A 21059-nucleotide genomic window follows, 5' to 3' on the forward strand; every position below is an offset into this window, starting at 1 on the left:
TTAAAAAAGGAGGATTTTTAAATGGGTATAGTTATAGAAACAAAAAATTTAAAAAAAGTTTACGGTTCAAAATCTATGTCTTTTACTGCTTTAGGTGGAATTGATTTGCAGGTTGAAGAAGGGGAATTTCTTGGCATAATGGGGCCTTCAGGAGCAGGGAAGACTACTTTGCTGAATATTATTTCTACAATTGACAATCCAACTAGTGGAAGTTATTTTTTTCAGGGAGAGGATATGTCGAAGGTTAAAGGTAAAGCTCTGGCAAGTTTTAGAAAGAATAAAATAGGTTTTATATTTCAGGATTTTAACCTTTTGGATAATATGTCAGTTCAGGATAATATAGCTCTTCCACTTGCACTTGGGAAGGTCAAATACAGTGAAATAACAAGGAAAGTCAATGAGATATCGGATTTTTTGGGACTTAAGGAACATCTAAATAAATATCCCTATCAGCTTTCTGGAGGACAAAAGCAGAGAGTTGCAGCGGCAAGGGCGCTTATGACAACGCCTTCTGTAATATTTGCAGATGAACCTACAGGTTCTCTGGATTCAAAGTCTGCGGCAGAACTTCTAGGATGTCTTACAGATATGAATATAAAATATAAAACAACTATAATAATGGTAACACATGATGCCTTTGCTGCCAGCTACTGCAGAAGAATAATGTTTATAAAAGACGGAAAAATTCATGCAAGACTGGATAAAAACAAGGATAGAAAGGAATTTTTCCATAGGATTATGGATATGGTTTCCTCCATGAGCAGCGGTATAGATTATTATGTACAGGATGATAAGAGGAGGGATCATTAATGAATTCTCTCAGTATGGCTTTTGATAATTTCAGGAGAAATATAAAAGTTTATGGGCTTTATGTAATGTCAATGATTTTTTCTGTACTTATATACTATAATTTTATTGCTTTAAAATATAATCCGGATTTTGAAAAGGCAAAAGAAGTTACACAGTACATTAAGGGAACCTCCACAGCAGTATCATATATGCTTCTTTTATTTATTATATTCTTTGTGTGGTTTTCAAGTTCATTTTTTTTAAATCAAAGGAAAAGGGAAATAGGAATTTATGCTTTTATGGGTGTTACAAACTCTGAAATTGCCCTTATATATTCTATAGAATTTATTTTTATAGGAATTACAGCAATTGCATCAGGGTTATTTCTTGGAATTATATTTTGCAAGCTGTTTCTTATGATGCTGGCCAAAGTTGCCATAATGAACATGAAAATAAGTTTTTTTATATCCTATAAGGCAATAGCTGAAACAGCTGTTACATTTTTTATAATCTTTTTTGTAAATTCAATTTTAGGTTATATAAATATAATAAGGACTAAGCTTATTGATCTTTTGAATGCATCTAAAAAGGAGGAGACCTATCCAAAAGTAAGCTATATAAAGGGCATATTGTCTTTGGTATGTATAGGTATGGGATACTATTTTGCCAGAAAAACAACGGGGGGTGTAGGCAATTTTATGGAAAATTTGCCCCTGGCTATCATATTTGTAGTGATAGGGACTTATTGGCTGTTTGGAGCGGCGTATTCTGTACTAATGAAGTTTATAATAAATCAAAAGAAAATACTTTACCGGGGGATAAATATAGTAAGCATGTCCAATATTGCTTTCAGAATAAAAAACAATTATAGGACTCTAGCAGCAGTAGCCATTTTAGTAACTGTAACGCTGACTTCCTATGGTACTGTGGCATCTCTTAAGTATTTTATTAAAATAAGAGATTCTATACAGGCTCCCTATGAAATTTCATATATTTTAGAGGAGAATGGCAAAGTAAAATCTGAAGTAAAGGACAAGTTAAGAGAAGGTGGCAAAGATATAATTCTCGATGAAAATATAAAATTTCTTATTTTAAAACCACATATAGAAAATCAAACTGAGTTCAAAATGAAAGATTCTGATACGGCGGTAGTAAGATATTCTGATTTTATAAAGATAAGTAGAGATTTAAAGGTAAAAAAGTTAAGGAGAATAGAAAAAGAAAAACTTTTAAAAGGAGAAGCTTTCTATGTGCAAACACCCACGGTAGTAATGAGTCTTATGAATTTTGAGAAGATAAAAGCATATATAGATGGAAAAAGTTATTTTATAAAGAAAACCTATAAAACCCCTTTGTTTGGCAATGGCATGCCTACAGGATGTCTTATATTAAATGACGAGGATTATAACCTGCTAAGAAGTAAAAATAAGGAATATGATTTTACCGGATTGAAAATAAATAATGTAAGTGATATAAAATCAACAGCTAAAAAATTAAAATCTATTGATGCAATTAAAGATACACTATATGTCACTGTAAGCAAAGATGTTACAAGCTACAGCACCTTTGGAATAATCTACTTTCTTGGTGCCTTTTTAGCTCTTGTATTTATAGTAGCTACGGGAAGCATAATATATTTCAAGCTTGTAAGTGAAGCTTATATAGACAAAGAAAAATACAGCATTTTGAAGAGAATTGGAATGACTTATAAAGAAATATACAGTGCTTCTGCAAGGCAGATAGGTATTTCATATTTGTTTCCTCTTATAGTTGGAATAATTCACAGCTGTGTGGCAATGTCTGTACTAAGTAATCTTATGAGCTACAATATAATAGTGCCTGCAATTTTAAGTATAATAATCTTTATTTTTGTATATGGCATTTATTTTGTTGCAACCACTAAAAAGTATTTAGATATAGTATTATCAGATGGAATTTTGTATACCTAATGGCAAATATAGAATTGAAAGGGGTAATTAATTATGTGGATAAACGAAGCGATATTTTATCAGATATATCCTCTTGGTTTCTGCGGAGCACCAGAAGAAAATGACGGTGAGATTAATTCTCGTATTCTAAAAGTCAATCAGTGGATTAATCATATTCAAAACTTAGGAGCAAATGCGGTTTACTTTTCCCCAATATTTCAATCTGACAGACATGGATATGATACTCGGGATTTCCGAAGGATTGACTGCAGGCTTGGCACCAATCAGGATTTTGCTGATGTTTGTGCAAATCTACACCAGAAAGGTATCTGGGTGGTGATAGATGGTGTATTTAATCATGTAGGGCGTGGTTTCTGGGCCTTTCAGGATGTGCTAGAAAATGGGGAGCAGTCCTGTTGCAAAGATTGGTTCTTTATTAACTTTCATGGTAACAGTCCTTATAATGATGGTTTTGGTTATGATGCCTGGGAAGGACATTATGAACTTGTAAAGCTTAATTTAAGCAATCCACAGGTGAGAGAGCACATTTTTGAAAGTATTGGCCTGTGGGTGAAGGCGTTTGGAATTGATGGGTTGAGGTTGGTGTAGCTTATTGTCTGGACGTGGATTTTTTAAGGGCATTAAGGACATTTGTGATAGTCTCAAAACTGATTTTTGTCTTATAGGAGAAGTTCTTTTTGGTGATTACAATAGAATTGTGAATGATGAGATGTGCCACAGCTGTACTAATTACGAATGTTACAAAAATCTCTATTCAAGCTTCAATGACCTGAACTTGTTTGAGATCAACTATTCACTTAACCGTCAATTTGGAAATGAAGCCTGGACACTTTATAAGGGTAAGAGTTTGCTCAGCTTTGCAGATAATCACGATGTAACCCGTATTGCCAGTATTCTTAAAGATAGAGGACATTTACCACTGGTTTATGGACTGCTTTTTGGTATGCCGGGTATACCTTGTATCTATTATGGAAGTGAATGGGGTGTAGATGGAGTAAAAGAAAAGGGTTCAGATAAAGGATTACGTCCTTATTTTGATTTACCTCAAAGTAATGCTCTGACTCATTTTGTTGCTAAACTTGCACATATCCGTAAAAAAAGTAAAGCCCTATGCCATGGAGGGTATAGGACAGTTTTGATTACTAATGGACAGTTGATTTTTGAAAGATGTTTTAAAGATGAACGGGTTGTTATTGCATTAAATGCTCAGGATAGGGAGCATTGTGCTCATGTTGATTTAGTGGCATCTAATGCTGTTGATTTGTTAACAGGTCACAGCATAGAGTTATGTGGAGATTGCAGTCTTCCACCTTACAGTGTATACTTTTGGTCTGTAAACTAATAATATGAAAGTGTTATAGATAGGGGCTTTTGCTCTGTTTCCTGTGATAATATTTCTACAGGTGATTAGGGCATGAAAGCCCTTTCAATATTGGAAGCATTAATATAGTTATTAGAGGAATAGTTAAGGAATAAATTAACAGAAATTATATTGAAATTAACAGAAATTAATTATATTATAATAATAAGTATTAGTTTAGACTAATAATTTTTATAAGGAGGATGCTATGGGGAAACAATTAGATGATAAGAAAGCTTTATGTAAAGAGATTGAAACAGTAAGGGAATTACTTCATAAGAAAATAGAAGAAAACACTGATGGAGAAGAAATCCAGCAGGTCAGTGAGACTTTGGACAAACTTATAGTTGCCTACTTTACAAAAGTAAAATAACATATTTTCACCTGTGTCCCAGAAAAATAGAGAAACAATCAAATTTTTACTAAACTTGTCTTGTTAAAATAGCATCTTAAAATTAATTATTTCATGTTTTTAATTAACACAATAGGTTGATTGGACTAATTATTAAAAATGTAATTTTAATAGTGTATTTTGATAGATTTATAATTTAAAATGTATATTTTTGATAAATCATTAAAATATACTATTGCCTTTTTAGAAAAGTTATGATATAGTTTAATGCAAGTTATTATTCTAAATAATGTTAATTTTCATTTGATAAGAATTAACTGTTATCAAAATCCTTTCATAGAATAATTCACATAATTTCAAAAGATGAAAAATCATTGTAATAGACTGGAAGACAATGATAGACCTAATTACATTATTTGTTACCAGAGGTAGTTTTACTAATAAAGAAGAACAATATGGAATATGTGCTAAAGAAGTTACTGAGAAGATAAAATGAATATGTAGCAATAAGAGAGCATACCCCTTAGTTTTATAAAAACGTCAAGAGATACACTCACAGATAAGTTAGAATCCGTTAAATTCTAACCACATGTAGTATAGCATAAAAGGTAAGCAGTGTCAATATCGTTTACACTTTTAAGAAGTATATGAAATGAGGATTATAAGGAGATGATTAATTAGAAAAAATAATGTCTTGGTTTAAAGGGATAAATATAGACTATGAGAGGATTAATGAAAATAATTTTTAAAAAATAAGGAGGAAATAATTATGCCATATCATGAGTTTGAATGCAGCGAGTGTATTCCTGAAAGAAAACAACACGCTGTTATAAAAGGTCCCGGTGAGAATTTGACAGATGCCCTTCCATTAGGATACCTTAACACGATTCCGGGGACTATTTCGGAACGAGGCTGTGCATACTGTGGAGCAAAACATGTTATAGGTACACCTATGAAGGATGCCATCCATATGAGTCATGGACCTGTAGGATGTACCTATGACACATGGCAAACTAAACGTTATATAAGTGATAATGACAATTTTCAGATTAAATATACCTATGCCACAGATATGAAGGAAAAGCATGTTGTATTTGGTGCTGAAAAATTGCTGAAACAAAATATCATTGAGGCATTTAAAGCATTTTCAGATATTAAACGAATGTGTATTTATCAAACCTGTGCTTCAGCTCTTATCGGGGACGATATTAACGCGGTAGCTCAAAAAGTAATGAAAGAAATGCCTGGTGTAGATATTTTCGTTTGTAATTCTCCGGGGTTTGGGGGTCCCAGCCAATCCGGAGGACATCATAAAATCAATATCGCCTGGATCGACCAGAAGGTAGGAACATTTGAACCAGAAATTAAAAGTGACTACGTCATTAATTATGTGGGAGAGTATAATATTCAGGGTGATGAGCCAGTCATGATGGATTATTTTAAGAGAATGGGTATTCAAGTTCTTTCTACTTTTACAGGTAATGGGTCTTATGATGATCTAAGGAGTATGCACAAGGCACACCTGAATGTACTTGAATGTGCATGTTCCGCAGAATACATTTGTAATGAACTCAGGAAAAGATACGTCATTCCCCGTCTTGATATCGACGGATTTGGTTTTGGACCACTATCGCTATCACTGAGGAAGATTGGATTGTTTTTCGGAATTGAAGACAAAGCTCAAGCCATTATTGATGAAGAAACAGCTAGATGGAAACCGGAACTTGACTGGTACAAGGAACGGCTTAAAGGTAAAAAAGTATGTCTCTGGCCGGGAGGATCCAAACTCTGGCACTGGGCCCATGCAATTCATGAAGAAATGGGAGTAGAAGTGGTGTCGGTGTATTCAAAATTCGGCCATCAGGGAGATTTTGAAAAGGGCATTTCCAGGTGTGAAGTAGGTGCACTGGCTATAGACGATCCAAATGAACTTGAGGGATTGGAAGCCATGGAGATGTTGAAACCTGATGTTATTTTCACCGGAAAACGTCTGGGGGAGGTTGCCCAAAAAATACGGGTACCCTATCTTAACGCACATGGATACCATAATGGTCCTTATAAAGGATTTGAAGGATGGGTCAGGTTTGCACGTGATATATATAACGCTATTTATTCCCCTATTCATCAGCTTGCCTATTTGGATATTAGCAAAGATGAAGTACCTACAGATGCAGGATTTTTAACACAAAGGATGATTTCTGATGTGAATTTAAGTCAGGAAGTAATTTCTTCAAGCAATTTGAGGGAGTATACGGGTAAATATGATATTATTCCAGAGTTGTGCAAAAAAACCTACCCGGATTTCCCACTGCAAAAACAACTTTCCACATTATAATGGAGGTAATGACTTATGGAAGATATAATGAAAGATAGGATTGAACAGCTTGTTGACTATATTATGAAGAACTGTCTATGGCAATTTAACTCACGTGCCTGGGACAGAGAAAAACAAAATGAGGGAATACTTACGAAAACCATGCAAATATTGTGTGAGGAACCCGCAGAACATGAAACTCCAGCCGACAGGTGCTATTGGGTGGATGCTGTGTGTCTGGCTGATGCGTTCAAAAGCCGCTACTCCTGGCTGGCTGCCATGGACAAAGCAGAAATTAAAATATTAATGCAGGGACTCAAAGATCGTATGGATTTTTTAACTATTACAGGCTCTCTTAATAAAGAGCTTACAGTTCCACTCTATTAGAAAGGAATGATGTTTATGTCTTGTGAAGTGAAAGAAAAAGAACGTGTGGGTATTATCAATCCTATATTTACATGTCAACCTTGTGGTGCACAATATGCCAGCATAGGTATAAAGGATTGTATTGGCATAGTACATGGAGGACAAGGATGTGTTATGTTTGTCCGCTTACTATTCTCACAACATTTCAAGGAAAGTTTCGAGCTTGCATCTTCCTCCCTGCACGAAGATGCTGCGGTATTCGGTGCCCTGAGACGTATAGAAGAGGCGGTAGATGTACTTTTGATGAGATATCCCCATGTAAAAGTTGTACCAATTATCACAACCTGCTCCACAGAAATAATCGGTGATGATATTGATGGTGTTGTTAATAAACTCAACAAGGGACTTTTGAAGAAAAAATTTCCTGGCAGGGAAGTCTATCTTATTCCAGTTCACACACCAAGTTTCACTGGAAGTATGGTAAGTGGATACGATATTACGGTAAAAGATTTCGTAAAATATTTTGCTAAAAAAGGTGAACCTAACGGAAAACTCAATTTGATTACCGGCTGGGTCAATCCTGGAGATGTGACAGCATTGAAGCATCTTTTATCGGAAATGCAAGTGGATGCTACTGTTCTTTTCGAAATTGAAAGTTTTGATTCTCCACTGATGCCAGATGGGAATGCAGTTTCCCATGGCAATACAACAGTTGAGGATCTCACTGGAACAGCCAATGCACTTGGAACTATCGCACTTAATAGGTATGAAGGTGGTCAAGCTGCTCAATACCTAGAAAAGGAATTTGGGGTTCCAGCCATTATTGGTCCTATACCTATTGGTATACGTAACACGGATACTTTTTTGAAAAATTTGAGCAAAATTACCGGAAAGCCAATTCCTAAATCTCTGGTTCATGAGTGTGGAGTTGCCATTGATGCAATTACAGATGTTACACATATGTTTTTAGCGGATAAAAAAGTAGCTATTTATGGCAGTGCCGATCTTGTAATAGGCCTTGCTCAGTTCTGTCTGGATATGGAAATGAAACCCAAACTGCTTCTTCTGGGAGACGACAACAAGTCTTATGCAAAAGAGCCACGTATCGAGGAATTGCAGCAAAATGTAGATTATAATATGGAAATCATAACCAATGCCGATTTATGGGAACTGGAAGACCGTATAAAAAATAAGAGACTTGAGCTTGATCTCATTCTTGGTCATTCCAAAGGACGGTTTATTTCCATTGATAACAATATTCCCATGGTACGGGTGGGTTTCCCAACTTATGATCGTGCAGGACTCTATCGCTATCCGGTAGTGGGGTATGCGGGTGCCATATGGCTTGCTGAAGCCATGGCAAATACCCTATTTACCGACATGGAGTACAAAAAAAAATAAAGAATGGGTGTTGAATGTATGGTAAAATATATTTAAAAAGTTACATCTTTGAGCAATTAAATATTGTAAGATTTATTTTTAATTTTATTGGGTTCTGCCAGATATTGCTTGTTATTAGACTCTGGCAGAATTATTAAGAAGAGGTGTAAATGATGTTTTAGGAGGGGAAGTTACCAAAAATCCGGAGCGTGAAATAGGATGGTTTCCAGTTACTTTTAATTCAGCGACTTTAAAGTCCAGCCTTTTCAAAAGTTTTCCAAAAGAGCCTTATGTGTTCCAGTGGCACGGTGATACATTTAGTACATTGCCTGAAGGTGGCGCTTGTATTGCCAGCAGTGAAGCTTGTAGTAACCAGGCATTTATTTATAAAAAACATGTGATAGGTTTTCAATTTCATATGGAAGGTACTAAAGACAGTATTTCATTACTTATAGACAACTGTTTGGAGGAAATAAAAGAGGGTGGCAGCTATGTACAATCAGAAGATGAAATTAAATCTAAAATGAATTTTTTAATTGATGCCAATTCACTGATGGAGAATTTCCTCAATGGACTTGAGGCTTATCATTTAGAAAGGAAGTAGTAATTATGGAGCAAATAAGTTATACAGCCAGAATATGCAGTGACCAGAAAAAAATTAATAGTTTTTTAACTGAAAAAAGAGTAGGAATATTGGGTATGTGTGATAAGGAGGGTAAACCTTATTCCATACCTGTAAATTATATATATGAAGATGGTAAAATGTACATTCATGGTATGGGAAGCGGCAAGAAAAATAATATACTTAAAGAAAAATCTTTCGTTTGTTTTACAGTATTTGAAGAGTTCGGAACGGTTAAAGATTCCATACCATGCAAATGTGATACCTCTTATTTTAGTGTAGTTATTTTTGGAAAAGCAGTTTTAGTAGAAGATTTGGAAGAAAAGGCCCGGGTACTTACGCTAATTTCAGAAAAGTTTGTTCCTGGAATTTTTAAAAATCCCCTTTCCAAAGAATTTGTAAGTAAGTACCACTCTTCTTGTGATAATAATACCACAGCTGTCTATTGTATTTCTCCAGAAGATATTACTGCTAAAGAAAATCCGGTTGATATGGAAAATATGGTACAATATAATTGATTGAATAGATAAAAATTTATTTTACATATTTTTAGTTTAGAAAGGATAAAAAATGCTTGGTATTACTAAATTATTATGTGGATCTGAAAACTTTGGAGATAGGTTGCGCTATGTTCCCGGTGCAGGACATGAGAAAAGTGGTGCAGCTAAAGGAAAGGGTCCTGTAGTTGTATGGAATTGTACTAATAGTTGTAATCTAAAGTGTAAGCACTGCTATGCTGATTCCCAAAATAAAAAATTTGAGGGAGAACTGGATTCAAAGGAAGCAAAATATCTAATAGATGATATGGCAAAGCTAAGAGTTCCGGTACTTCTCATTTCTGGTGGAGAGCCTCTAATTAGAAATGACTTATTTCAATTGATACAATATGCTGGCAAATATAATATCAGAATTACTATTTCCACTAATGGAACATTAATAGATAAAAAAGTGGCAAAAGATTTGAAGCAAAGTAGTGTAGGTTATGTAGGAATAAGCCTGGATGGAATAGGCTCAAAACATGATGAATTAAGAGGGGTAAGTGGAAGTTTTAATAAGTCCTTGAGAGGAATTAGAAGTTGCCTTGAAATAGGACAAAAAGCAGGACTTAGATTTACAATAAGTAAAAATAATTATAATCAGTTAAAGGATATTTTCTATTTGATAAAGGAAGAAAAAATACCAAGAGTGTGTTTTTATCATTTAGCTTATTCCGGAAGGGGAAATGCTATGATAGAAGAGGATATTGGTTTCCAGGAAAAAAGAGATGCTTTAGATCTTATAATGGATATGACAGTGAAGTTTGGAAGAGATACAGAAATCTTGACAGTGGCTAACCATGCGGATGCAGTTTATTTATATCTTCAGGTTAAAAAGAAATATCCCCATTTGACAGACAAGGTCTGGAATTTAATACACATAAATGGTGGTAATAGATCGGGAATGGCTCTTGCAAATATTGATTTTAAAGGGAATGTGCATGCAGATCAATTTACCCAACATCATAGTTTTGGCAATGTAAGAGAAAAGAGTTTTAATGATATATGGAAAAATCCTTCAAGTTCTCTGGCTTTAGGTTTGAGAAATAGAAAGCCTCTGTTAAAAGGAAGATGCAGTAAATGTAAATGGCTTAATATTTGTAATGGAAATCTCAGGGCAAGAGCCGAAGCAGTAACAGGAGATTTTTGGGAATCGGATCCTTCCTGTTATCTAACTGATGAAGAAATAGGAATTTTTCATAGAGTTAAATGAAGAGGAGGATATGCAGCTTTGATATTATCATGGAATGCTACAAATAGGTGTAATATGAAATGTAAACATTGTTATAGAGATGCAGGTCTAGAGCTTAAAGGGGAATTAAATACAGTAGAAGCTAAAAAATTGATTGAAGATATTGCAGAAGCCGGATTTAAAATTATGATATTTTCTGGTGGAGAACCTTTAATGCGTCCGGATATTTTTGAATTGATAGAATATGCGGCAAAGTGCAGACTTAGACCTGTTCTTGGAAGTAATGGTACTTTAATCACGAGGGAAACAGCGGTTAAACTTAAAAATGCAGGTATCATGGGAGTGGGCATTAGTTTAGATAGCCTTGATAGCAGTAAACACAATAAGTTCAGAGGGCTGGATACAGGATGGGAGTACACTTTAAATGGAATGGAAAATTGTAGAGAAGTGGGACTTAACTTTCAAATACATACAACAGTTATGGATTGGAATTTCAGGGAAATAATGGATATAACAGATTTTGCTATTAAAATAGGAGCTGTTGCCCATCATATTTTCTTCATAGTGCCTACAGGCCGTGCTCAAAATATTCAACATGAATTTTTAAATGCCTCTCAGTATGAAGAACTTCTCACAAACATAGTTAATAAGCAAAAAGAAGTATCTATAGAAGTAAAGCCTACCTGTGCACCACAATTTATGAGAATAGCGAAACAAAAAGGAGTTCCATATAGATTTTCAAAAGGATGCATAGCAGGGATAAGCTATTGTATCATTAATAGTAAAGGTGATGTACAGCCCTGTGCGTATTTAGATATGTGTTTGGATAATGTTAGAGTTAAATCTTTTCATGAAATATGGAAAAACAATAAGGTTTTAAAAGAACTCCGTACAATGGATTATAAGGGGAAATGCGGTATTTGTAGTTATAAGAATTTATGCGGAGGATGTCGTGCTAGAGCTGCATTTTATAACAGTGGTGATTATATGGCAGAAGAGAGTTTATGTGTTTATGAGGAAAGAGGTTAATAAATGGAAAGAAAGAGTGTAGATTTACTAAATATTATACAAAACAATTTTCCAATGGAATCAAGGCCTTTTTTAACTCTGGCAAATAAATTGGATATGACTGAAGAAGAAGTTATAGAACTTGTGAAGAAATTTAAAGAATCAGGCTATATTCGCAGATTAGGAGGGGTCTTTGATTCAGAAAAATTAGGATATACAAGTACCTTGTGTGCAATAGAAGTTCCAGAAGAAAGAGTTGAGGAAGTGGCATCTATAATAAATAGTTATAGTGGTGTCACTCATAATTATCTAAGAATACATAAATATAATATGTGGTTTACATTAACGGTACCCGCCAGTGAGAGTATTGAAGACACCCTCGAAGAAATAAAAAATAGCATAAAAATTAATAATATATTAGTTTTAAATTCCGTAAATACTTTTAAAATAAAAGTGAATTTTAATGTAGAAGGAGTATGAAATTTATGGATATACTAGATAAAGCTATTATTTTTAAGCTTCAGGAGGATCTGCCTTTAGTTTCCCGGCCATATAGGCATATAGCATGTGAATTAGGGATTTATGAAGAAGAATTATTGGATAGATTGAAAAAATTAAAGGAAGAAGGAATACTGCGTAGAATAGGTGCTATATTATATCATAGAACTGTGGGATTTAAAGCTAATGCCATGGTTGTATGGAATGTTTCAGAGTGTAGAATTAAAGAGGTAACGGATATAATGATTACTTTTCCAGAGGTAAGTCACTGTTACCAGCGCAAGGCTTTGCCAAATTGGAATTATAATATTTATACAATGATACATTCTAAAAGTTTTGAGCAATGTGATAGTATTATCTTACATATAGCAGAGCGTATAAATGTAAATGAATATGAAATTTTATATAGTACTAAAGAATTAAAAAAAAGCAGTATGAAATATTTCCTATCCTATAATAATTGTAAGGAGTAATTTGGTATGGTAAGGGAGATAAATATGAAAGAAAATTTAAAATTAAGCTGATTAACTAGTATTTTAAAAAGGATTAAAATTGTTTAATTGCAATAATATAATTATTGGTATAAAATCATAATTAACAAATTTATATAGGAGGTTTTGCTGTGATGGAGGTAAGAAAAGGTAAGAATAAATTTTATATAGGATATGAAGAAAAAGAACCTTTGGCTGAAATAGTGCTGGATGATTTTAATAAAAATCCAATAACAATTGAGCATACTTATGTGTCAGAAAAATTAAAAGGTCAGGGTGCAGGTAAAAGATTAGTTAAGAGTGTTGTTGATTTTGCAAAGGAAGAAAATAAAAAGGTTATACCAGTATGTGAATTTGCAAAAAAAGAATTTTCAAAAAATAAAGAATATGACAATGTATTGGATAATTCCACAACTATTTAAGCATAAGCACTACTAAGGTTAAATTAGTAGTGCTTATATATTTGAATATTCTTCAAGAAAAATTTGTTTTCACTAAATTCTCCCTTTTCTAAATTGGAAAGAGTATCCTGAAACTGATATATAATAGCATCTATTTCATCTAGTTTGTTTAATAATTGAGCCTCCAGAATCATGGGTCTTCTAGGAGAACCATTTTCTTCAGAGCCATGATGAGAGATTAAAATATGTTTTAAAACCAGTTCATCCTCCGCAGGAATATTTAATTCCCTGGCTGCATCGTGGAGCATAATCACTCCCTGTACTATATGACCAAGTAATTTACCTTCTGTAGAATAATCTTCTACTATGCCATTTTCATTGGAACTTAGTTCATTCAATTTTCCTATGTCATGCAGTATAATCCCTGATATGAAAAGTTCTGTATTTATACCATATTTATATATATCTGCAAGAGCCAGACCGCTTTTATACATTCTATATATGTGATATAGAAGACCTCCTTGTATAGCATGATGGACTACTTTGGCAGCAGGGTAGTAGAGAAGTTTGTCTTTATTATCCTCTAAAAGTTTTGTAACCACTTTTTTAAAGCTTTCATTTTCAAAATGGGATACTCTTGTTAAAAGTTCATTATATATTTCCAAAGGATCTACAGGAGAAGTTTTTATAAAATCTTCTATATGTACATTATCATCTTTGGTAATTAATCTGCACTGTAATACGGTAAGCTGAAGAGTACCTTTGTAAGTTTTAGGAATTGTCCTTATTTTAATAACGCTGCCAGAGGAAATATTGGGAATGTCTGTAATGCTTTTGTCCCACATAACTCCTTTGATGGAATCTTTGCCATCAGTAAAAGTGAATTTAATATAAGGTGAATTATTGGAGGTGAGGCCTTCAGATACCTCATTTACCATAACAAAAATATCGCTAAGCTTATTGTGAATTAGTTCCTTAATTTTCATTTAATATACCTTCTTCCATTTGATTTTATATCATTAAGGATTATAATGATATAAAGTGATTTTCAGATATACTTAATATTATACCCTAAGTCCGAATTTATTGTACATGAATAATATAAATATTAGGAAGGTATGTATATAATATGATATTTGTAATTCAATTGTTAATTAAAACTTGTATAGAAACTGCATATCTTATAGGAATGATAACTTTAATTGGGTTACTTCTTGAAATATTAAGAAATAATTCTATAAGAAATTTTCAGAGAAGTTTTGGAAATAAGGCATTAATGGTAACAGGGTTTATCGGAGTTCCAATACATGAATTGAGTCATGCTATTTTTGCTTTATTATTTAGGCATAAAATTAATAAAATAAAACTACTACAAAAACCAGATGTATATGGTGTTATGGGATATGTACAGCATAGTTATAATAAGGGAAGCATTTACCAACAGATAGGGAACTTTTTTATAGGTGTGGCACCTATATTTAGAGGAGTTTTTTCTATTATCTTGTTAATGAGAATTACAATACCTGAAGCCTATGAAAAATTTATTAGTATATTGATAAAAAGTTTAAATATTACAGTAATCAACAAAAGCACAATGGAAATAATAATAAATTCTTATGGAGAATTGATAAGAATTATTTTTTCAGTAAAAAATTTTCAGGATATTTACTTTTATATATTTTTGTTTATAGCTATATGTATATCATCTCATATGTCATTAAGTATTGCGGATATAAAAGGAGCTTCCAGAGGGCTTATGGCTATATTTTCCATATTATTAGTGTTTAATCTCTTGAATTTATCAAAATATTTAGCTTCTTTTAACTTTATAAAGTATAATATTATAGTAACAGGATTTTTAGTTATAGCTATAATACTTTCTGTAATAACATACCTGGTAAGTTTGATTTCAGTTGCTATAAGGAGAATTTCTCTAATATAAGGTGTAAGGGAGTAAATATGGATAAGCATAATAGAAAAATTGAGAATTTCAATTTGTATGTAAATAGAGATAATAATATAGAAAAGTATATTATAAATGATGGTATAGAGAAATATATAGTTCAAGATAATGTGGAAACTAAAAAAGAGAATTTACCTACTATAGCAAAGAGTAAGAAGAACAAAAAGGATAAGAAGGGTATTTGGGGTATAATTGGAATTATTATTGCAGTACTTATAAAACTTAAATCTATAATAATACTTATTTTTACCAAGCTAAAGTTTTTGTTAATATTTTTTAAATTAGGTAAATTTGCTTCAACTTTAATATCCATGTTATTAATGATTTTGGTGTATGCTAAAATCTACGGATGGGCCTTTGGTCTGGGTTTTGTAGTATTGTTGTTTGTCCACGAAATGGGACATTATTTAAGTGCCAAAACTGTTAAACTTGATGTAACACTTCCTCTGTTTATTCCATTTGTGGGAGCTTTAATAAATATGAAAGAAGAGCCTAAGGATGCAGCAGTGGAAGCTAAAGTGGCAATAGGGGGTCCTTTGATTGGAAGTCTGGGAGCATTAATTTGTTTTATATTGTATTTTTCATTTAAAGAAAACTTTTTAATGGCTCTGGCTTATACAGGTTTTATGCTGAATTTGTTTAACCTTATACCTCTGCACCCTCTTGATGGTGGTAGAATTGTATCTGCAATATCTCCCAAGTTATGGCTCATAGGAATACCTATTGCTGTAATTGCCCTATTTAAGTTTTTCAATCCTATTATTTTACTACTGCTTATACTTGGAATTTTTCAAGTTATTAATCAATATAAAAATCCTGATAAAACTTATTATGAAGTAAAGTCTACCACAAGATGGATATTTGCTTTTATGTATTTTGGATTAATTTTATTTCTTGGAATAGGAATAGCATATATCCATGGCATCCATGAATATATGCTGGTTAAATAGAAGAACTGTAGTTACAGTTCTTTCCTTCTGTATAGAGTTAAAGATATTAAAATGGAAATTATAAAAATTGCAAAATGAGAAAACTTGCTATAAATGGCAAGAAAAGTTCTGAGGAAATATCATTTGAATTGGTTGAAATGAAAAAACAAATTGAATCAATCCAGAAGAATGTAATACAAGTTCTTTCTATAGTAGAAAGTCAAGTTGCAGCAATTGAAGAGATCACTTCAGCGTTAGAAGAAATTATATCTTTGCCATTGGTTATTATTGAATAAATTGATTAAAATGTAAATGTAAATAAAAGGAATTAAATTCCATATAATGTAAAAGTAATTTTTAAATAATAGTTATTTCTTAAAGAATAATAACATCTTTTAAACCATTTAACCCCAGATCTAAATAAACTATATAATCCAAGAAAATTGCAGCAAATACAGCAATAGCAGCTATTTTAAATTCTTTTCTTTTTACACATTTCCTATAATTTACAGTACCTGTGGCAGTATTAATCTCTAATTGTACATTTTTTAATTCACATGATAGTATATTCTTAAAAAAATAGTAATACAATACAAAAGCATGAAATACCTTATTCAAAGCATGAAAAATATATTAATAAATATTAATAACTTTTCATGCTAAAAAAACACTGTTTCATGCTTTTTATATTGAATTTATTTTTTTTAGATATAAAATCAATATTGTAATTACTCTTGAATTCAACCAAATAATGTTTACAAGTATTGATATATTACATCTTACTAAAATTTTTTTGTAAATGAGTTATACATTACCAATTGCTTGATTGTCTTATTTGGGAATTCAAGTTCGTATTCGTATATGTAGCGCTACATATGATAGAGCATGTTACTTTGTTCTTTTTAAATATTAAATTTGTGGTGGAGACTATTTATAAAAATAGCAGTTTGATTAGGTGTTTTATTACCATCTAATACATTAGTAAGCACTAACATCAAGGATACTGTAAAAAATCAAAAAACTATAAATGAAATTGAAAAAGTTCAAACTCAGCTTCAAAAACTTAGGATTGAAGAAATGCAATTATTAGCAGACTCTATAGTATTAAATTAAAAGAGGAGTGATTAAAATGAAAAAATTTTCAATAGTGTCAATGTTATTTTTAGCAATTACGCTTTTTGCTGGCGCAGGTAGTGCATGTGCTGATAGTTGGGGAATAACATTAAGTCCAGCTTGTATATCTACTGGAGAGGACAATTGGAGTTATAAACATAATTATGTTTCAAGTTATATATCATTAACTGATATTGTAGGAGGGTCGTCATATTATATTAGAGGAATGGCTGTAAATTCAAATAAAGAAAGTAGAAGTAATTATGCGTTAATTCAACAAGGTGTTGGACCAGTATATTTAGACGATTGGATGACGGTGGGCAATCAATATTGGGTTATGGCAAAAAACACTGTTTTTGAAACATCATATAGATGGGCATATGGAGAATTTGAATGGTAATATTTCAATATACCCATTAAATATATTTAGTAACCATTACTATAAAATGTGTTAGTAGATTTTTTAATCTATATATAGATTAAAATAGGTAATTATACTAGAAAATATATTTTGAACTATTGATATAAGATAAAAAGCGAATATCAATAGTTCAAAGTTAAAAAAATATTATTTTTTAAAAGGAAAAAGAGGAGAATAGTTGATGTTGATAAATGAATTAAAAAGGAGTTTAAAGAGTAAGAAATTTTTAATAATAATCATTATTGGACTTTTAATTCATTTTTTAAGTCTATATATGGAAGTAAAAGACTTTATTTTTTTTAATTATAATGCTTCTGATCTTCAGGCACCAGAAATACAAGCTAAAGCAAGGCATATGATAGAAAAGGCATTTAATATTTATGCTGTTTGGTTCAGTATATTTCAACTGTATGCAGTGGCAATGCCAATTATTTCAGCACTTCCATTTTCATTATCATATTTAGAGGATAAGGAATATGGAATTATTAAATATATAGATGTTAGAATTAATCATAGGAGGTATTTAATTACAAAAACATTAGCAAATAGTATAGCCGGAGGTTTAGCTGTTGCACTCCCGACAATTATTATGACAATCTTTATTCATATTTTTTTCAAAGGAAGTATAAATGATTTTTATGGAAAAGGTGTATATGGAGGAATCTTTACTTCTTTGCTAACATATAGCTTCTGGTTGTATAGTTTGTTACATATTTTTATAGAATTTATGTTTGGTTTTGCTTATGCTAACATTGCATTAGCAGTATCTGCATTTATAAAAAATAAAATTGCTATAATGCTTTCACCATTTTTATTCTGGATTAGTATTAGTGTTGTATTCAATTTTTTAAATATACAACATTATTCAACAGAACGTATTAATCAGTTTTATATGATTCCAACAGTAACTGTACGGGAAATTTTTATAGAGCTAACATTTATAACTATTACATCAGCCTTATTATTTATTTTTAAATCAGGAAAGAGGAATATTTATGAATGTTAATTTTGAAAAACATCTAATAATAAATCTAGTTAAGTTAAATTTAAAAACATATAATTTATCAAAGAGAGTAGGTCTTAGCTTAATATTATTTTTAATTATTTTATATAAAGTTATAAGTAGATTAAATACCTTTGGTATAGAAAATAACTTGAATGTTAACTTTTGGGATGGGGTTTTTAGGGTTTTAAGTTATCCTATGTTATTTTTAGGATTATACTTTCCATTTGTAATAATAATAACATTTTTATCTAATCATACTAAAAATAATTACATTACATTTATAATGATAAGAACTAATAAAAAAATCACTTGGATAATTAGCAAAATAATTATTAGTTTAATTTTAAGTCTAGTGTTTGTAATTACATTTTTTTTATCAATTTTTACAATTAGTTATATTTTTTTTGGATTTAGTAGTAATTGGAGTGATGTTATTTTAAATCCAAACAGCTTAAAATTAGTGCCTGAGTTATATGTAAATAGCTTTGTTTTTCAATTAACACCTATAAAAGCATATTTTATTTCATTTTTTGAAATTTATTTATGTACCACTATAATTATAAATTTTAGAGATATACTTATAAATTATATACCAAAAGCTTACATAGCAAATCTAATCCTAAGTGGATATTTATTTTTTAATATGATTTGTAACGGATATAATTTAAATGACGGAATATTTATATTGTCTAACTATATTGGACTAGATACAATGTCACTTATATGGCATCATAAATTTTATAATTTTAACTATTATAAAGTTACACTAACTCAATCACTTATAATAAGTTTGTTGCTTTTAATTATATTAATAGTTATTGATTTAGTGATGAATAGAAAGTTAGTGGTGGATCATGATTAGAAGACTTATAAAATTGAATTTAAAAGGAACTAATAACAAATTACATATATTAATTTTGATAATTTCAGCTACTATGATAACATTTATAAATTTAGGTATACTTACTATGCCACATACAGGATATTTTTGTATGGGTGACATTATAATTGGAGTTTTTGGTGGTCTCACACCAGATTTTGATTTAACAAAAGATGTTATGTCGTTTATATTATGGGTACTTCCAAATATATTAATTATTTATTTGATTGATATTTGTATAATACATAAACTTAGAGAAAGTACTATTTTAATTCTTCCTAAAGTAAAAAGCAAACTGAAATGGTTTATCGCTTTTGATTTAACTATTGCAATAATAGTTATCAAATATTATTTAATATTAGTAATTTCTTCATTGTTTATTATTTTTATAAAAATGAACAGTAATGCTTTTAAAAACAGTAATATTATAATGAATACTTTTAATTCTTTAAATGTTAATGTAAATCAGTATTTGATTCTATTATATATTGTTATATTAAATATTTTAACTATAATAGCAGTATTATTTTTTACAAATAATTTGTATTATATTTTCTTTAATTCAAATGAAGCAAGTATAATTGGATTATTATTATGCATAGTTTCAGTGAATATTACAAAATCAAATATGTTTAATAAATTTATACTTATGAATCAAGGAATGTTAAAGAGACACAATATGTTTAAGCTTGGATTTAAAGGATTTAACATAGAAAGTTCGATTTTTTATCTAATTACTTTTTTAACTATTAATTTTATTATAGGAATATTAATAATTAGAAAAAGAGAGCTCAACAATATTTAATTATGAGGAGAAAAGGTGTTTTTATGGAGAATAATAATATAATAGAAATCGTTAATTTTACAAAAAAATTCAAAAACAATGTCATTTTAAAGAATATTAACTTGAGTATAAAAAAAGGAAAATGTTATGGATTTGTAGGCTTAAATGGATCAGGAAAGACTTTGATTTTCAAAGCTATTTGTGGATTTATTAAACCAACATCAGGACATATAATTGTTAGCGGAAAAAAAATTGGGTCAGAAGTTGACTTTCCAGAAAATGTAGGAGTTTTGATTGAGCAACCAGGTTTTTTACCTAATTACAGTGCTTTTGAAAATTTGCAATTTTTAGCTGGAATTACCAATAAAATAGGTAGAACAGAAATTGAAAATGCACTGCAATTTGTTGAATTATATCCATATGAAAGAAAAAAAGTGAAAAATTATTCTATGGGAATGAAACAACGTTTAGGAATTGCACAAGCTATTATGGAAGATCCTGAAATATTAATTCTTGATGAACCACTAAATGGATTAGATAAAGATGGAGTAAAAATAATTAAAAATAAATTACTAGACCTTAAAAAGAAAGGAAAAACAATACTTTTAACGAGTCATATTTCACAAGATATTGAAGAATTAAGCGATTATATTTATGAAATTTGTGATGGTAATTTGAAAGTATTACGTTAACTAACAAAAGTGT

Annotated in this window: 24 protein-coding genes and 1 pseudogene; 23 read left to right on the top strand and 2 right to left on the bottom strand. The window is 30.9% G+C overall.

The genetic code is table 11. The features are described 5' to 3' along the window. Positions 1-21 precede the first annotated feature (21 nt). The 15 genes and pseudogenes from AB3K27_RS02930 to AB3K27_RS03000 all read left to right on the top strand — a co-directional run bounded on the left by AB3K27_RS02930 (position 22) and on the right by AB3K27_RS03000 (position 13279). Entirely contained in the window at positions 22-810 is a 789-nt protein-coding gene (locus AB3K27_RS02930) for an ABC transporter ATP-binding protein (protein WP_368489756.1), read from the top strand. Then, positions 810-2738: an FtsX-like permease family protein gene (locus AB3K27_RS02935; RefSeq protein WP_368489757.1), complete on the top strand. Its 1929-nt coding sequence runs from the start codon at positions 810-812 to the stop codon at positions 2736-2738. The genes AB3K27_RS02930 and AB3K27_RS02935 overlap by 1 nt, the downstream gene beginning before the upstream one ends. Positions 2739-2771: 33 nt before the next feature. Next, a complete protein-coding gene (locus AB3K27_RS02940) occupies positions 2772-3326 on the top strand; it encodes an alpha-amylase family glycosyl hydrolase (protein ID WP_368489758.1) in 555 nt (184 codons plus the stop codon). A 4-nt stretch (positions 3327-3330) separates the two neighbouring features. Further along, on the top strand, positions 3331-4080 hold the full coding sequence (locus AB3K27_RS02945) for an alpha-amylase family glycosyl hydrolase (protein ID WP_368489759.1): 750 nt from the start codon (positions 3331-3333) through the stop codon (positions 4078-4080). A 226-nt stretch (positions 4081-4306) separates the two neighbouring features. Then, a complete protein-coding gene (locus AB3K27_RS02950) occupies positions 4307-4471 on the top strand; it encodes a Spo0E family sporulation regulatory protein-aspartic acid phosphatase (protein ID WP_368489760.1) in 165 nt (54 codons plus the stop codon). Between the two features lie 748 nt (positions 4472-5219). Further along, complete coding sequence (anfD, locus tag AB3K27_RS02955) at positions 5220-6785, top strand: nitrogenase iron-iron protein, alpha chain (RefSeq protein WP_368489761.1); 1566 nt, start codon at positions 5220-5222, stop codon at positions 6783-6785. A gap of 15 nt (positions 6786-6800) precedes the next feature. After that, entirely contained in the window at positions 6801-7151 is a 351-nt protein-coding gene (gene anfG, locus AB3K27_RS02960) for a Fe-only nitrogenase subunit delta (RefSeq protein WP_368489762.1), read from the top strand. A 15-nt stretch (positions 7152-7166) separates the two neighbouring features. Then, positions 7167-8556: pseudogene (gene anfK / locus AB3K27_RS02965) on the top strand (Fe-only nitrogenase subunit beta). Positions 8557-8724: 168 nt separating this feature from the next. After that, a complete protein-coding gene (locus AB3K27_RS02970) occupies positions 8725-9114 on the top strand; it encodes a type 1 glutamine amidotransferase (RefSeq protein ID WP_368491157.1) in 390 nt (129 codons plus the stop codon). A 5-nt stretch (positions 9115-9119) separates the two neighbouring features. After that, entirely contained in the window at positions 9120-9650 is a 531-nt protein-coding gene (locus AB3K27_RS02975) for a pyridoxamine 5'-phosphate oxidase family protein (protein ID WP_368489763.1), read from the top strand. 52 nt (positions 9651-9702) lie between these two features. Then, entirely contained in the window at positions 9703-10881 is a 1179-nt protein-coding gene (nirJ1, locus tag AB3K27_RS02980; protein WP_368489764.1) for a putative heme d1 biosynthesis radical SAM protein NirJ1, read from the top strand. Between the two features lie 18 nt (positions 10882-10899). Next, on the top strand, positions 10900-11889 hold the full coding sequence (gene nirJ2 / locus AB3K27_RS02985) for a putative heme d1 biosynthesis radical SAM protein NirJ2 (RefSeq protein ID WP_368489765.1): 990 nt from the start codon (positions 10900-10902) through the stop codon (positions 11887-11889). Between the two features lie 3 nt (positions 11890-11892). Continuing rightward, a complete protein-coding gene (locus tag AB3K27_RS02990) occupies positions 11893-12348 on the top strand; it encodes an Lrp/AsnC family transcriptional regulator (RefSeq protein ID WP_368489766.1) in 456 nt (151 codons plus the stop codon). 5 nt (positions 12349-12353) lie between these two features. Continuing rightward, positions 12354-12839 carry an AsnC family transcriptional regulator gene (locus tag AB3K27_RS02995; RefSeq protein WP_368489767.1) on the top strand — a complete coding sequence of 162 codons (486 nt, stop codon included), beginning with the start codon at positions 12354-12356 and terminating at the stop codon, positions 12837-12839. 152 nt (positions 12840-12991) lie between these two features. Then, the gene (locus AB3K27_RS03000; protein WP_368491158.1) at positions 12992-13279 is read left to right on the top strand and encodes a GNAT family N-acetyltransferase; all 288 of its coding nucleotides are present in this window, start codon (positions 12992-12994) and stop codon (positions 13277-13279) included. 23 nt (positions 13280-13302) lie between these two features. Here the strand turns inward: AB3K27_RS03000 and AB3K27_RS03005 are convergent, their stop codons facing one another. Next, positions 13303-14244, bottom strand: coding sequence for a 3'-5' exoribonuclease YhaM family protein (locus AB3K27_RS03005; RefSeq protein WP_368489768.1), 942 nt, complete (start codon positions 14242-14244; stop codon positions 13303-13305). Between the two features lie 143 nt (positions 14245-14387). On the opposite strand from AB3K27_RS03005, the gene AB3K27_RS03010 reads away from it, so the two are divergent. The 3 genes from AB3K27_RS03010 (at position 14388) to AB3K27_RS03020 (ending at position 16446) form a co-directional block, all read left to right on the top strand. After that, a complete protein-coding gene (locus AB3K27_RS03010) occupies positions 14388-15200 on the top strand; it encodes a hypothetical protein (protein WP_368489769.1) in 813 nt (270 codons plus the stop codon). Positions 15201-15217: 17 nt separating this feature from the next. Further along, positions 15218-16171 carry a site-2 protease family protein gene (locus AB3K27_RS03015; RefSeq protein WP_368489770.1) on the top strand — a complete coding sequence of 318 codons (954 nt, stop codon included), beginning with the start codon at positions 15218-15220 and terminating at the stop codon, positions 16169-16171. A 74-nt stretch (positions 16172-16245) separates the two neighbouring features. Further along, a complete protein-coding gene (locus AB3K27_RS03020; RefSeq protein WP_368489771.1) occupies positions 16246-16446 on the top strand; it encodes a hypothetical protein in 201 nt (66 codons plus the stop codon). A 79-nt stretch (positions 16447-16525) separates the two neighbouring features. Here the strand turns inward: AB3K27_RS03020 and AB3K27_RS03025 are convergent, their stop codons facing one another. Continuing rightward, positions 16526-16768, bottom strand: a complete 243-nt coding sequence (locus tag AB3K27_RS03025; protein WP_368489772.1) for a hypothetical protein — start codon at positions 16766-16768, stop codon at positions 16526-16528. A 511-nt stretch (positions 16769-17279) separates the two neighbouring features. On the opposite strand from AB3K27_RS03025, the gene AB3K27_RS03030 reads away from it, so the two are divergent. The 5 genes from AB3K27_RS03030 to AB3K27_RS03050 all read left to right on the top strand — a co-directional run bounded on the left by AB3K27_RS03030 (position 17280) and on the right by AB3K27_RS03050 (position 21046). Then, positions 17280-17663 carry a hypothetical protein gene (locus tag AB3K27_RS03030; protein WP_368489773.1) on the top strand — a complete coding sequence of 128 codons (384 nt, stop codon included), beginning with the start codon at positions 17280-17282 and terminating at the stop codon, positions 17661-17663. Positions 17664-17865: 202 nt separating this feature from the next. After that, positions 17866-18690, top strand: a complete 825-nt coding sequence (locus tag AB3K27_RS03035) for a hypothetical protein (RefSeq protein WP_368489774.1) — start codon at positions 17866-17868, stop codon at positions 18688-18690. Next, a complete protein-coding gene (locus AB3K27_RS03040) occupies positions 18680-19552 on the top strand; it encodes a hypothetical protein (protein ID WP_368489775.1) in 873 nt (290 codons plus the stop codon). The genes AB3K27_RS03035 and AB3K27_RS03040 overlap by 11 nt, the downstream gene beginning before the upstream one ends. Further along, positions 19545-20375: a hypothetical protein gene (locus tag AB3K27_RS03045; RefSeq protein WP_368489777.1), complete on the top strand. Its 831-nt coding sequence runs from the start codon at positions 19545-19547 to the stop codon at positions 20373-20375. Before AB3K27_RS03040 ends, AB3K27_RS03045 begins: the two co-directional genes overlap by 8 nt. A gap of 23 nt (positions 20376-20398) precedes the next feature. Next, positions 20399-21046 carry an ABC transporter ATP-binding protein gene (locus AB3K27_RS03050; RefSeq protein ID WP_368489778.1) on the top strand — a complete coding sequence of 216 codons (648 nt, stop codon included), beginning with the start codon at positions 20399-20401 and terminating at the stop codon, positions 21044-21046. The last annotated feature ends 13 nt before the right edge of the window (positions 21047-21059 follow it).

Origin of the sequence: Clostridium sp. BJN0013 (assembly GCF_040939125.1) — a bacterium.
In the GTDB taxonomy this organism is placed as follows: Bacteria; Bacillota; Clostridia; order Clostridiales; family Clostridiaceae; genus Clostridium_B.

What these genes read in the sequence shown, in the direction of transcription:
- AB3K27_RS02930 (WP_368489756.1), top strand. Translation starts at nt 22, where the DNA reads ATGGGTATAGTTATAGAAACAAAAAATTTAAAAAAAGTTTACGGTTCA.
- AB3K27_RS02935 (WP_368489757.1), top strand. Translation starts at nt 810, where the DNA reads ATGAATTCTCTCAGTATGGCTTTTGATAATTTCAGGAGAAATATAAAA.
- AB3K27_RS02940 (WP_368489758.1), top strand. Translation starts at nt 2,772, where the DNA reads ATGTGGATAAACGAAGCGATATTTTATCAGATATATCCTCTTGGTTTC.
- AB3K27_RS02950 (WP_368489760.1), top strand. Translation starts at nt 4,307, where the DNA reads ATGGGGAAACAATTAGATGATAAGAAAGCTTTATGTAAAGAGATTGAA.
- anfD (WP_368489761.1), top strand. Translation starts at nt 5,220, where the DNA reads ATGCCATATCATGAGTTTGAATGCAGCGAGTGTATTCCTGAAAGAAAA.
- anfG (WP_368489762.1), top strand. Translation starts at nt 6,801, where the DNA reads ATGGAAGATATAATGAAAGATAGGATTGAACAGCTTGTTGACTATATT.
- AB3K27_RS02975 (WP_368489763.1), top strand. Translation starts at nt 9,120, where the DNA reads ATGGAGCAAATAAGTTATACAGCCAGAATATGCAGTGACCAGAAAAAA.
- nirJ1 (WP_368489764.1), top strand. Translation starts at nt 9,703, where the DNA reads ATGCTTGGTATTACTAAATTATTATGTGGATCTGAAAACTTTGGAGAT.
- AB3K27_RS02990 (WP_368489766.1), top strand. Translation starts at nt 11,893, where the DNA reads ATGGAAAGAAAGAGTGTAGATTTACTAAATATTATACAAAACAATTTT.
- AB3K27_RS02995 (WP_368489767.1), top strand. Translation starts at nt 12,354, where the DNA reads ATGGATATACTAGATAAAGCTATTATTTTTAAGCTTCAGGAGGATCTG.
- AB3K27_RS03000 (WP_368491158.1), top strand. Translation starts at nt 12,992, where the DNA reads ATGGAGGTAAGAAAAGGTAAGAATAAATTTTATATAGGATATGAAGAA.
- AB3K27_RS03005 (WP_368489768.1), bottom strand. Translation starts at nt 14,244, where the DNA reads ATGAAAATTAAGGAACTAATTCACAATAAGCTTAGCGATATTTTTGTT.
- AB3K27_RS03010 (WP_368489769.1), top strand. Translation starts at nt 14,388, where the DNA reads ATGATATTTGTAATTCAATTGTTAATTAAAACTTGTATAGAAACTGCA.
- AB3K27_RS03015 (WP_368489770.1), top strand. Translation starts at nt 15,218, where the DNA reads ATGGATAAGCATAATAGAAAAATTGAGAATTTCAATTTGTATGTAAAT.
- AB3K27_RS03020 (WP_368489771.1), top strand. Translation starts at nt 16,246, where the DNA reads ATGAGAAAACTTGCTATAAATGGCAAGAAAAGTTCTGAGGAAATATCA.
- AB3K27_RS03030 (WP_368489773.1), top strand. Translation starts at nt 17,280, where the DNA reads ATGAAAAAATTTTCAATAGTGTCAATGTTATTTTTAGCAATTACGCTT.
- AB3K27_RS03035 (WP_368489774.1), top strand. Translation starts at nt 17,866, where the DNA reads ATGTTGATAAATGAATTAAAAAGGAGTTTAAAGAGTAAGAAATTTTTA.
- AB3K27_RS03040 (WP_368489775.1), top strand. Translation starts at nt 18,680, where the DNA reads ATGAATGTTAATTTTGAAAAACATCTAATAATAAATCTAGTTAAGTTA.
- AB3K27_RS03045 (WP_368489777.1), top strand. Translation starts at nt 19,545, where the DNA reads ATGATTAGAAGACTTATAAAATTGAATTTAAAAGGAACTAATAACAAA.
- AB3K27_RS03050 (WP_368489778.1), top strand. Translation starts at nt 20,399, where the DNA reads ATGGAGAATAATAATATAATAGAAATCGTTAATTTTACAAAAAAATTC.